This is a genomic window from Agrobacterium sp. 22117, assembly GCF_052045735.1.
In the GTDB taxonomy this organism is placed as follows: domain Bacteria; phylum Pseudomonadota; class Alphaproteobacteria; order Rhizobiales; family Rhizobiaceae; genus Agrobacterium; species Agrobacterium cavarae.
Genome location: NZ_JBQEPP010000006.1, coordinates 435,355 through 447,083 on the forward strand (window position 1 = coordinate 435,355; position 11,729 = coordinate 447,083).

Annotated in this window: 11 protein-coding genes, 1 tRNA gene, 1 rRNA gene and 1 pseudogene; 6 read left to right on the forward strand and 8 right to left on the reverse strand. The window is 57.0% G+C overall.

What is annotated here, in order from left to right; all coding sequences use genetic code 11:
• Nucleotides 1-259 precede the first annotated feature (259 nt).
• The 3 genes from ACTJKV_RS19135 to ACTJKV_RS19145 form a co-directional block, all read right to left on the reverse strand.
• On the reverse strand, nt 260-1,639 hold the full coding sequence (locus ACTJKV_RS19135) for an enoyl ACP reductase FabMG family protein (RefSeq protein WP_440599322.1): 1,380 nt from the start codon (nt 1,637-1,639) through the stop codon (nt 260-262).
• Between the two features lie 320 nt (nt 1,640-1,959).
• On the reverse strand, nt 1,960-2,211 hold the full coding sequence (locus ACTJKV_RS19140; protein WP_440599323.1) for a hypothetical protein: 252 nt from the start codon (nt 2,209-2,211) through the stop codon (nt 1,960-1,962).
• A gap of 301 nt (nt 2,212-2,512) precedes the next feature.
• Nucleotides 2,513-3,493: a 3'-5' exonuclease gene (locus tag ACTJKV_RS19145; RefSeq protein WP_440599324.1), complete on the reverse strand. Its 981-nt coding sequence runs from the start codon at nt 3,491-3,493 to the stop codon at nt 2,513-2,515.
• A gap of 215 nt (nt 3,494-3,708) precedes the next feature.
• Here ACTJKV_RS19145 and ACTJKV_RS19150 point away from each other — a divergent pair, with 215 nt between their 5' ends.
• Nucleotides 3,709-4,314, forward strand: a complete 606-nt coding sequence (locus ACTJKV_RS19150) for a J domain-containing protein (protein ID WP_440599325.1) — start codon at nt 3,709-3,711, stop codon at nt 4,312-4,314.
• Nucleotides 4,315-4,472: 158 nt separating this feature from the next.
• On the opposite strand, the gene ACTJKV_RS19155 is transcribed toward ACTJKV_RS19150, so the two are convergent.
• The gene (locus ACTJKV_RS19155) at nt 4,473-5,402 is read right to left on the reverse strand and encodes a LysR family transcriptional regulator (protein ID WP_440599326.1); all 930 of its coding nucleotides are present in this window, start codon (nt 5,400-5,402) and stop codon (nt 4,473-4,475) included.
• Between the two features lie 106 nt (nt 5,403-5,508).
• Here ACTJKV_RS19155 and ACTJKV_RS19160 point away from each other — a divergent pair, with 106 nt between their 5' ends.
• The 5 genes from ACTJKV_RS19160 to speB are packed head-to-tail and all read left to right on the forward strand — an operon-like array spanning nt 5,509 to nt 9,437.
• Nucleotides 5,509-6,351: a transporter substrate-binding domain-containing protein gene (locus ACTJKV_RS19160; RefSeq protein ID WP_440599327.1), complete on the forward strand. Its 843-nt coding sequence runs from the start codon at nt 5,509-5,511 to the stop codon at nt 6,349-6,351.
• Between the two features lie 17 nt (nt 6,352-6,368).
• Nucleotides 6,369-7,019: an amino acid ABC transporter permease gene (locus ACTJKV_RS19165; protein ID WP_274102609.1), complete on the forward strand. Its 651-nt coding sequence runs from the start codon at nt 6,369-6,371 to the stop codon at nt 7,017-7,019.
• Nucleotides 7,019-7,666 carry an amino acid ABC transporter permease gene (locus ACTJKV_RS19170; protein WP_274102608.1) on the forward strand — a complete coding sequence of 216 codons (648 nt, stop codon included), beginning with the start codon at nt 7,019-7,021 and terminating at the stop codon, nt 7,664-7,666. Before ACTJKV_RS19165 ends, ACTJKV_RS19170 begins: the two co-directional genes overlap by 1 nt.
• Nucleotide 7,667: 1 nt before the next feature.
• Nucleotides 7,668-8,447, forward strand: a complete 780-nt coding sequence (locus ACTJKV_RS19175; RefSeq protein WP_274102607.1) for an amino acid ABC transporter ATP-binding protein — start codon at nt 7,668-7,670, stop codon at nt 8,445-8,447.
• A gap of 18 nt (nt 8,448-8,465) precedes the next feature.
• Nucleotides 8,466-9,437 carry an agmatinase gene (gene speB, locus ACTJKV_RS19180; RefSeq protein WP_440599328.1) on the forward strand — a complete coding sequence of 324 codons (972 nt, stop codon included), beginning with the start codon at nt 8,466-8,468 and terminating at the stop codon, nt 9,435-9,437.
• Nucleotides 9,438-9,890: 453 nt separating this feature from the next.
• On the opposite strand, the gene ACTJKV_RS19185 is transcribed toward speB, so the two are convergent.
• The 4 genes and pseudogenes from ACTJKV_RS19185 to rrf all read right to left on the reverse strand — a co-directional run.
• Complete coding sequence (locus ACTJKV_RS19185) at nt 9,891-10,772, reverse strand: AraC family transcriptional regulator (protein WP_440599329.1); 882 nt, start codon at nt 10,770-10,772, stop codon at nt 9,891-9,893.
• Between the two features lie 194 nt (nt 10,773-10,966).
• Nucleotides 10,967-11,301 (reverse strand): annotated as a pseudogene (locus ACTJKV_RS19190) (IS66 family transposase); the annotation flags it as partial.
• 130 nt (nt 11,302-11,431) lie between these two features.
• Nucleotides 11,432-11,508: transfer RNA gene (locus ACTJKV_RS19195), tRNA-Met, on the reverse strand.
• Between the two features lie 130 nt (nt 11,509-11,638).
• Nucleotides 11,639-11,729 (reverse strand): 5S ribosomal RNA (rrf, locus tag ACTJKV_RS19200); the annotation flags it as partial.

An 11,729-nucleotide genomic window follows, 5' to 3' on the forward strand; every position in this document is an offset into this window, starting at 1 on the left:
CGGCAGTTCTAGAAAGTGCGCATCAGCGTCAGCGCGTCTCCGAGAACCCGGAGAATTCATCTTGTGCGGCGACTGTCAACATTCCCAGTTGTAACACTCGGAGATCTTCGCAGCGCTTGACGCATTTGGCCTAGGTCGTGCTGAACTTTTCAGGAAAGAACCAGAACGGCGTTCGCTCCAAAATCAAAGCAAATACCGGCTGGCGGGTTCAAAGCTCGACGGACGAAAGCAGACCCTTTCCCAAGCGCAAACCTCGGCCTCACGCCACCTCAAGATGGGAGGCATCCGATCCCCCAGCCGTAACTGGCTCAAACGAGGCCGGACACGCGTGAGACGCGTTAAGCCGACGAGCGACGATGTCATGGTTGAGCCACAGCACCGGACCGGACGGGTCGGACGACTCGCCGAAAATCAACTGACCGGTTGATTTCACGACAAGAGCGCTCAGGAGGTCGCTCATCATCACCTTGCTATCACGATGCATCCGGGTGATCTCATTAGAGGTGCCGATGGTCAAATCCGCCTGTGCCTGGCTGTTTGGCATGGGCCACGCCGAGAAGTCGTAGAAGGGACGCATGACTTCGCTTTCCTGCATCGCATGGATCTTCTGGAAAACATCGTCCATCGTCAGGCCGTCATCCAGAAGCTGCGCGCAAGCCCGCCACTGTTCGTCGGCCCACGTCCCGCCATTCTCTTTCTTCAAAGCCAGCAGCAGTGGTATCAGTGGAAGCTCAATGCCGGTGAAGACATCAGACGAATTGGTGCGGATCTCTGGGCAGTTATAGACGGTTGCTTTTATTCCCGCAGCCCAGGCTTCCTGCGCAATGCCTTCCAGGCGCATTTTCGCATAACCCTGGGTGTAGTTGGTGTAGGTCTGCCAACGGTAGTTGCCGTCGATCAGAACCGCCGATCCGTGGTAACCATAGGCCGTATATCGAACTTGGCCACCCGAGGCTTCCACCCGCTCACGGATCGCCGCACTGAAATCGATGAGATGGCGGAACGTGTTTGCGGAAACCTCATCGAAATTCTGCAGAATGAGTTTCCCCAGGTCACTTTCGATCAGCCTCTGCGATGACATGTGGCGGGACCCGGTCCCCTTGTAGATGCGATTGGCGACAACGAGGAACACCTTCGCCTTCGGAATGCCGCCTGCCATCGTGTGGGCGAAGAACACGTTGCGACCATCGGCGATCATTCCGTCGAGAACGGACATGACCTGTGAAAGCGCCTCGGTAAAGCGCGCCGTGGCAATATCGCGGCACTGCGCGATATAGTCCCAATCGAGCTTATCGTGCTCCCAGCTCTCAAGCGTCATATCAGCGAGAAGATCGGTCGGGGTCGCGCCGCCCGCCGGAGCATCCAGATCGAAGCCGGCCATCAGGGGGATATTGATGATCCTGCCGCCCAGCTGGGCCTCGGCGGCAGAGAGTTCTTCTGCGTGCAGGGGCCGCAACGCGCCGTGTTCGTCGCGCCGCCCGACAGTGATCCCGACAATCTCCATGCCCGCCCGCTTGGCTTCGTCAAGAAGGCCGGTCGCATAGCCGCGACCGAACAGTTCGCCAAAAAGGACAAAAACATCGCCTCGACGGAAGGTCGTGTTCTCGGAAAGACGATTGAGTGCGACCGGATTTTTCATGCTGTCAGCTCTTTATTTCGCGAATCGTCGAGCGATGGCCCATACGAACTTTCACAGACACATGCCCGCGATGGCACAAAATGAAAACTCATTTTCCGTGACCGTTCATTTCAAAATGTGAACTCTATCTCGTCACAACATGCCAGATCATGGCGGGGGTCTCTTGCTCTGGGTCAATCGTGGTCAACCCATAACCGTCGAGGTCACTGAATTGCTTGCAAAAAGCGGCTGCTCGAACGGCACCGTTTGGAATGAAGAATACCCTCGTCGTTCCGATGCGCTGAGCTCTGTACCTTTCAACGAGCGTGCCGCGATAAAACTCAGTGATCGCGCGTATATGCATATCGCGGCGACGCAGGCGTCTTCTTGGCCCTCGCCAACGTGTGGCGAGCAATGTCCTCTTGACGCAGGACATGACGAATTTCGCCAAGTATCTCGGCCCGACGCACGGCTTTGTCTGCGAGCCGGAGGGAGATTTCTTCTTCTGTCGCGTTCGCACCAACGTCGCTCGTGGTTTCATTTTCAACGATATCGCGAAGAATGTTCATCAGTACGAGGTTCTTCTCGTGCATATGCATCACCATTTCCGTCATTTTCAAACGCTGAGACATGGTCGTCATTCCTGCTCAAAATTGCCTTCTGGCTGCTAACTGAGCAGAGGCAGAAATGGTCGCACGCTGCATTTGACATTCGCCGTTTCGGTCAGCTTCGCGCAAGCCTCGAGCCAACACGTCTCTGGATAAGCAGGCCAAACGCGGGATCGGCATCAAGGCGGCAAGCGATTTGACGGCAATCGGAGGCTAGGCGCAAAGGCCGTGAAGCCGATGTGCTAGAAGAGATGCCTCGCGCTCTGGGTGCAGCGACCGAGGTGCGCTACGCCCGGAACCGATCGAAGGCGGTGAGACGTCTGGTCGGGGGATCGACGTCAGGATATCTGTATATTTCCGCCCTGAGATACTGAAGCTCGTCATCGAGACCGTCTTCCCCGACCTCGATCCACCAGCATTTCGGGCGACCGTCACTTCCGTCGGACCAGCGATAGCCTCGCCCCTTCAGCTGATCCTTCATATCGAAGGGGCTGTTCTCGGCAAAAACCCTTACCCGTGACCTCTGGCTCGCCTCATAGAGTTCGGCAAAAGCAATTGAAGCTGATCCGTCCACCTCTCGGGCCAGGACCTCCAAGAGTGCAAAGCAATCATCGACCGCACGATGTCCTTCATGAAAATATCCAGCCTGTCCAAGCAGATATCCAAGCTTCGTGCCTTCATATCCCCGCGACGACCAATCGACCTCAGAGTGAGAGCAAGCCCATGCCTTGCCGGAGAAAATCCCCGAAAATACCTCGCAGAAAGGCCGATCGAAGCCGGCATTGTGGGCAATCAGCAAGTCGGCAGGCTCGATCAGCGCCTCAAGTGCTGTCATATCGATCGCCTGCCCGGTCACCATATCGTCTGTGATCCCCGTGAGCTTGGTAATCTCAGCCGGGATGGGGTCGCTCGGCTCTCGCAGTCCGCCATAAACGCCGGTCACATCGCCGATCTGACCCGTGGCATCGAAGGTGAAGGCGACCGCCCCAATCTCGATGATCTCATGCTTTCGGGCATCAAGGCCCGTGGTCTCCGTATCAAGGATGACGCCGCGAAGTGGGTATCCAGGCCGAGGAACGGATGTGATTGCGCGGGGAACCAGTTTCGTCAGGATGCGATATCGCCCAGTCTCGAACAGAGAACGGACCATCTCCTCTTCCGTTAGGGATGGTGCTTGTCGATCAGTTTTGCCGGATTTCGACGGTCGATGCGACGCTACCTTGGCGCGCGAATCCCGATCCGGAAACATGTCAAACTGTTCTGTCATCCCTGCAGTCAAACCCCGATGCGATTTTCGTTCTTCAGAACACAGCGGCACCGGCAGATCAACCTCGTTGGCAAGACGACCCGCTCGTTTTGGTGAGGTGCGACTTACAGACGCCGGGGTCCGGTCACAAACATGCTTTTACGACGAGCGACGAAGTGAGATTACAACAGACTTCCGGAGTTGCCCAAAGGGCCCGCCGCGTCCATATAGTCTCAATGACGCATGATTCGAAAATATTCGTAGGTCTTCGGTCCACTCGCAAACGCTCGCCAGCGGCAAGCGAGCCTAAGGGACCAAAGTGCCAGTGGGATGGGTGTGAAAAGATTGGAACGCACCGCGCCCCGGTTGGCCCAGGTGCTGAAGGTCTCTACCTGCTCTTCTGCCTTGAGCATGTGGCTGCCTACAATAAGGGATACAGTTTCACCGCGGCACCATCGAGTCCCGACGTCGCCCGCTATCAAAAGGAAGCGACGATGGGTGCGCGGCCGACTTTGGGAAAGCGCGTGAACGAGCCAACCGAAGCTCCGCTACCATCGTCTGTTCGTTCAGGCTCGGCAAAAACGCTCAATGCTCGCAAAGGCGTGAGACAAGGGCAAACGACGACCGGTAGCCAACAAAGAAAGCTCAAGACGCTCGAAGCCAAGGCTTTCGACACTCTGGGCCTCAGTCACCAAGCAACATCGGACGAGATCAAGAGCCGCTACAAGGAAAGGCTCAAAATGCACCACCCCGACGCCAATCAAGGAGATCGCAATTCCGAGGATGCGCTTAGAGCCTCGATTGAAGCGTACAGAATCCTTAAACTGAACGGCTTTTGCTGAGCCTATCCAACGAGAGGCTGAGAGTGGCGCTCTTGAAAGAATTGGACCATTAGCCCACTCCTTCGCTGCGTCAGAGAATTAAATTCCCATCTGAGGTTCAAGCGGCCGGCGCGACAGAGCAGGTAGAGCCAACGTTGGTCTGGATCGGGACCATCTCATCATTTTCCGATGAGCGGCTTTTTCCGATGCAGGGTCTCCGATGCAAGCCCCGCCAGTTCGCGAATGAAGAAGTCCAGGATTGTCGATGGCCTCTCGCTAAGACGAGTAGCGATGATGAAGGGAGAATTGATCCGGCCTTCTTTCGGCAGAAGGGCACGCAAGATGCCTTTCTGTACCCAGTCGGCCACGTAATGATCCGGCAAATAGCCCAGATATCGGCCTGACATCACGAACATCGCCTGGGCCTCCATGTTCGAGGCGGAGGCCTTGGCGCGCGCACCAGGAAAATACTGCAACTCGCGCATATTGGCATAGGGCCTGACGACGAAGTCGAAGCCTTCCACGCGCTGCACGGAAATGTCCGCATCATCTGCAGTGAAAAGTGGATGTCCCTTGGCGCAATAGAGGGAATGCATCTCATCGCGCAGGCGCGACAGTTTGAGGCCCTGGTAGGGTTCCGTTTCCGGAAGGATCGCAATATCGAGACCGCCATTGGCGATTTCAGCGAGCAATGCGTCCGGCGAATCAATGACCAGTTCAAGGCGTGCTTCCGGCGCCTTGTCGCTGATGCGGGCAATGATGCGATGAATGGGCAAGTCCGCATCCGTAATGGTGTTGTCCACCAACCCCAGCCTGAGCGTTCCGGTGATCCTGTTTTTCAACGTGCCGATTTCGCTTTCGAAGGCGTTGAGTGCCAGAAACAACGCTTTCGATTTCGCATGAACGATCGCACCGCGATCTGTCAATTCAAAGCCCGCGCGCCCGCGGCGGCAAAGCTTGTAGCCAAGCCTGTCTTCTAAGGCCTTGATGTGGAAGCTGACAGCGGACTGGCTGAGGCCAAGCGTTATCTGTGCGCCGAGAAAGCTCTTATGCTCCACCACTGCGCGAAACACGGTGAGAGCCCGGAGGTCGGACTGGGCAAATTGCATGAGACGACCTTACATCATCTTTTCTAATGTGAACTCCAAATCTTTCCTATTTTTTTGCGCTGATGTCCATGGTTCGTTGGCAGAATAAACAACCGGGGAACAAACCATGATGCCATCGTCCATTTCCAGAGCTTTGCTTTTCGGCGCAGCGCTCGTCACGATCCTGTCGTCGACCGCCGCGAACGCTGCAGATCTTCTCGACAAAATCAAAGCGGACAAAGTTTTTACCGTTGCCACAGAAGCCCGCTTTGCGCCTTTCGAGTTCGTCGAAGACGGCAAGATTATCGGTTACTCGGCCGACATCATGGTTGAAGTCATGAAGGCTCTGCCGGGCGTCGAACTTAAGCGCCTAGACCTGCCGTGGCAGGGCATTCTGCCGGGCCTTGCGGCTGGCCGCTTCGATTATGTCGTCACCTCCGTGACCGTTACGCCGGAACGCATGAAGGCCTACCATCTCTCGGCTCCGATCGCCGATGCAACCATGGCACTACTGAAGCGCAAGGGCGATGCAACCATCACCAAGCCGGAAGATATCGCCGGCAAGGCGGTCGGTTCTCAGGCCGGCTCTGCGCAGCTCGCCGCGCTTGAGACCTTTGCCGCAACGCTGAAGGACAAAGGCGGTCCGGTGACCGTCTCCACCTATACGGACTTTTCCGAAGCCTATGCCGATCTCGGCGCCGGCCGTATCCAGGCTGTCGTCAATTCTCTTCCCAATCTTCTGGAAGCCGCCCGCCAGCGGCCCGACGTCTTCGAAGTCGTTCTGCCGACCTTCGGGCCGAAGACCTATTTTTCCTGGGCAGGCCGCAATGATGTCGACAGCGCATCGCTGAATGCGCTGATGGACGCCGAACTGGGCAAGCTCAACACATCCGGCAAGCTTGCGGAGCTCCAGAAGAAGTGGTTCGGCGCTCCGATGGAACTTCCAGAGACTCTCCCTGCCGCTGAATAAGATAGGACGGGTCGGCCATGGACAAGACAGTCGCACATATCTGGCCCGCGCTTCTCGATGGCCTCACCACCACAATGACGATCAGTCTGACGGCGCTTCTCTTCGGCGCGCCGTTGGCTCTTCTGTTGGCCGCCTGCGCGCGTGGCAGACGGTGGACGCGCGTCCCGGCAGCGCTTTATCTTTCCTTCTGGCGCGGAACACCGATCCTCGTACAGCTTTTAATCACCTTCTACATTCTTCCATTCCTCGGGCTTGAGCTTGAGCCGATCGTTGCCGCCACCTTGGCCTTGGCGCTCAATACGGCGGCGTTCCAATCGGAAATCTATCGGGCGGGGCTTCAGGCTGTGCCGAAAGGCGAAATCGAGGCGGCAAGAATGCTGGGTCTCTCTCCCTCCGCGGTCTTTATCAACATCGAGGTCCCTCAGGCTGTACAGGCTATGTTCCCAGCGCTGGTGGGAGAAATGCAGGCTCTGGTCAAGAACTCCTCGCTCGTCTCGGTCATCGCCGTGACGGATTTGACCCGCCGTGCCCAACAGGTCGCGTCCTCGACGTTTCGTCCCCTGGAAGCCTATGCCTCAGCCCTCCTTCTCTATGTTGCAGTCGGCATCCTGATCGCCGCTCTGGGACTCATGCTTGAGAGACGCCTGTCACGCAGAGGGCAAAATTGATGACCGGCTTTATCACTGACCTGCCGCTCTATCTTGCCGGACTGCTCACGACGATCACAGTCTCGGCAAGCGGCGTCACTATTGCAGCCCTGCTTGGCATAGTGCTCGCCACTGGTCTACGCAGCAGTTTTCATCCCCTTGCACTCGTGACCAGAGCCTATGTCGAGTTTGCCAGGGGCGCGCCTCTCGCCCTCCTGCTTTTCCTTCTCTACTACGGCGGACCGCAGATCGGGCTGTTGCTCAGTCCCTATGTGGCCGGCACCTTCGGACTTGGCATCTATGGTGCAGGTCCCTTCGCAGAGATTTTTCGCGCAGGCCTCAATGCCGTTCCCAAGGGAGAGCGCGAAGCCGCAGAGATGCTGGGCCTCACACGCGGGCAGCGCTTCCTGCACGTGGAGCTTCCGCAAGCCCTTCGCCTGACGCTGCCGCCCTGCGTGGGTCAAGCGATCGCGCTTTTGAAAGAGTCGGCTGTTCTCTCGGTAATCACGGTTGGAGAGTTGACGAAGGTAGCCGGAACGATCAGCTCGATCAGCTTCAGCGTCGTGACGCCCTACCTCACTATCGCCCTGCTCTACTGGGCTCTTGTTGAAATTCTGTCGAAGTCGGGACGCGCTCTGGAGCGCCACTTCGCCCTGAGAGGTTCCTGAGATGACGAGACCGGCAGCAATTTCCGTTCGCGGACTTGAGAAGCGATTTGGCGACAAGACCGTATTGCAGGGCATTGATCTTGATATTCAAGATGGCGATGTCACCTGCATTATCGGGCCTTCCGGATCCGGGAAGAGTACCCTGTTGCGCTCGCTTGCCTTTCTCGACGCCTATGATGCAGGCGAGGTTCACATCTTTGGCAAGATGCTGGGATGGCGCGAGACACCGCTTGGACGCGAAAAGGCGGGCTACAGGGAATTGACCGATGCCCGTCGTCCGATCGGAATGGTCTTCCAGCATTTCCACCTGTGGCCGCATTTGAACGTGCTGGACAATGTGACGCTCGCATTGCGGTTGGTCCATGGCTTCTCCCGCAGGAGGGCAGAAGATATCGGGCGCGAAATGCTCAGTAAGGTCGGACTGCTGTCCTTTGCCGACCGCTGGCCTGAAAGCCTATCCGGCGGGCAGAAGCAACGTGTTGCGATCGCCAGAGCTTTGGCCGTGAAGCCGAAGGTGATGCTGTTCGACGAACCGACCTCGGCGCTGGACCCCGAACTGGTCGGCGAAGTCCTCTCCGTGATGAAATCGCTCGCTTCGGAAGGAATGACAATGGTGATCGTGACCCACGAAATGGGTTTTGCCGCACATGTCGCCAATCGCGTCGTCTTCATGGATGCCGGCAGGATTGTCGAAGAAGGCGCACCGAATGTGCTTTTCGCAACGCCAAAGAGCGACCGTCTCTCTCAATTTCTGGAAACCTGGCGCGAACGCGCGATTTGATGCCCGAAAGGAATAAGCATGACAGCCCACGGCTACGACAATGGACGGTTAAACCTACCCTTCGTTGGCATTTCCACCTTCGCCAAAAGTCCCTATGTGGACAACTGGGACAAGATCGACGCCGATGTCGCTGTCCTCGGCGCACCCTTCGATTTTGGAACTCAATGGCGCGCCGGCGCGCGCTTCGGACCACGCAGCATCCGCGAAGCCTCGACGCTTTTCGCCTTCGGTCACGCTGGCGCTTACGATCATGAGGATGACGTCACGTATTTGGAAGGCGTTCGCATCGTGGATCTCGGCGACGCGGATATCGTCCACACGGACACAATGAAAAGCCATACCAACATAGAGTTCGGCGTTCGCAAGATTCTTGCGGCAGGAGCGCTACCTGTCGTGCTCGGCGGCGATCATTCGATCAATATTCCATGCATCAATGCTTTCAGCGAGCAGGAACCGATACATGTCGTGCAGTTCGACGCCCATCTCGATTTCGTTGATGAGCGCCACGGCGTTCGCTTCGGCCATGGCAGCCCGCTGCGCCGCGCCTCGGAGAAGCCTTGGGTCACCGGCATGACACAACTTGGTATCCGGAACGTATCCTCAACGGCCAAGGAGGGTTACGATTACGCCCGCGCTCAGGGCTCCGATATTCTCTCGGTCCGCCAGATCCGCAAGCTTGGCGTCGATGCCGTTTTGGCTCGTATTCCGACTGGAAAGAGATATTACCTAACAATCGATATCGACGGCTTCGATCCCTCAATCGCACCAGGAACTGGTACACCGAGCCATGGCGGTTTCATCTATTATGAAGTGCTGGAACTGATTGTGGGCCTTGCCAAACAAGGAACGATCGTCGGCGTCGATCTGGTGGAAGTCGCACCCGATTATGATCACACCGGTTCGACCGCGATCCTGGCCGCCCAACTGCTGCTCAACACGATCGGGCGCGTGTTTGCCAACGCCGACGGGATCATGGAAAGGAAGACGTAGCGTGATGGTCCGAATGCCCATCAACCGCGAGGACTGCCGGACCGAAAAAAATGTTTGAAGCGTCGGGTACTCTACAGCGGGAAACTCGCCACTAAAGCTTGTCGCGAGCTTTCAGATTCGCCCCATGCTTCAGTTCTTTGTCTGTTGGCATATCGCTATCGCAAAACCGCTGAACGCTTTCTTGCGACAGGCTCTAACCCGGCAAACAGCTTCGACTGCGTTTCGGCATGGGATATCGAACGCCTCTGCCGGGTGATCGGTGTCCAATCTTGCCCTCCTGTTTCATCCGCCAGTCCGTCTCTTGAAAGGTGACATCCGGTTCAGATCGCTACGGTTACGCCTGATGGAATGCCCACCTTGAACGAGCGCGCTTTTTAGCCGGATCGGGAGGTTCAGGTTGAAGCTGCTTGTCCGCCGCCGGGCCGGAAACGGACAAGCCGCTACAGAGGTTCGCTATTTCAGCGGCAGGAAGAGTTCTGCCACCGCCACATGTTCAGGTTCTTCGGGAAAGAAGGTAAGGCGCTGGCAATAGAGCGGGAAATCCCTCGCCTCCTCACCGCTGGCCGGTAGCCAATCGCGATAGAGGTAAAGCGCGGCGGGCGCCAGATCATCCGTATTGCCGACGACCCTCAGCACGGCGCAACGGCCGCCGGGAATCATGCCCGCCTCGACATGTTCTCCCTTCGTCTTGATCGGCCGATCCGTGCTAACACAAAGATCCAACCGATACTCGTCCGGAGACGTCACCCGCGGATCGGAATGTAAGATGTTGAAAGTCGAGCTGGTCTTCGGAGTGAGGCCTGCAGCTTTACGCCATGCGATAAAGCGTTTGATCGTATCGCTGATCCTTGCCGGATCACCTTCGTGTTTCATGATAGCGACACGGGTCGGTGACACCTCGCGAATTTCGATGTCATTTGCTGCAAATGTCCTTTGCACAAGCTTACTCCTTGCTTGGTTGAGAGGCCCGAGGGCGGCAAGCCACGGTTCCCAATCGGGAGATTTCCTGAACTGCGAAGGCGACTGGCCGAACCGTTGCCGAAACGCGCGGGCAAAGGCATCAGGAGCGTCGTAGCCGGCATCCATCGCTATCTCCGTCACACTGTCTACATCCCTGTAGGCCAGCCTGTATGATGCCCGCTTCATGCGGACGAGTTGGATATAGCTATGCACAGACAGCCCGAAGGCCGCTGCGAACTGCCGATGGAAATGGAACTTGGAGAATGCGGCCACGCGGCTCAACTCGTCCAGGTCCAGATTGCGGTCGAGATGCTGATCAATGTGATCCAGGACCCGTTGCATCCGATCATGGTAGTTTCGAAGCGTCGTCGTCATTATCTTGTCCTTGCCGTGGCAGAACCAGATAGCCCCGCACAAGCGCTGTACGCTCGACCGATCTTGCGGATTATCAGACTTGGCTGTTCAGCAGTAGCGTCGGCCTATGAGGTAGCCATCCGGCAGGGATGCCGGCATCCACTTTGGAGTGCAGATTACGCCATCTGGACGTTCAACGTCTTCAGCATCCAATTTCACGGCAGCAATTGCTCCAATCTGCTGATCAACATGTCGGCATTGTCGGCGATGACGTCGGCAAGCCAAGGCGTTCGGATCGATGTCGTTGCGCTTGGCGGCCATGATCAGTGTCGCCAAGAACGGCGCACGGCCAACAACGATCCGTCGAAGCAAACAGCCATGACTTCCTGCCGAGCGCAAAGCTTGGGAGCGCTCCTTCGGCTGCTTTATTCGTGAGACAAGTCCGGCCATCGTCGAGGAAAGAGGTGAAGCTGTTCCAGCGCTTGAGCATGTAATATATTGCCTCGGCAACGGGAGAACTGCGCGACAGCTTTGCACGCTGGATTTGGAGCCCATTTACGCGGCTCTTTGACGAATTCCAACGATCTCACGCCGCGCAAAACCTATAGCGAACCGGATTCTCTAGAAACGCCAAAACCCCTCGGCTTTGGGCCGCGGGGTTTTGATAATCGTCGTATATTTGGTTGCGGGGGCAGGATTTGAACCTGCGGCCTTCAGGTTATGAGCCTGACGAGCTACCGGGCTGCTCCACCCCGCGTTGACTGCGTCCCCGATTTGGATCGGGATATGTCTTAGAATTGGATAAAGCCGCTTTGAGGGCGGCTTTTGCATTCGGCTTGTGCCGAGCGGTTTGTGATTGAGAAGATAATTTGAGTTGCGTTTAGCAGACCTGGCAGCGACCTACTCTCCCGCGTCTTAAGACGGAGTACCATTGGCGCTGGGGCGTTTCACGGCCGTGTTCGGAATGGGAACGGGTGC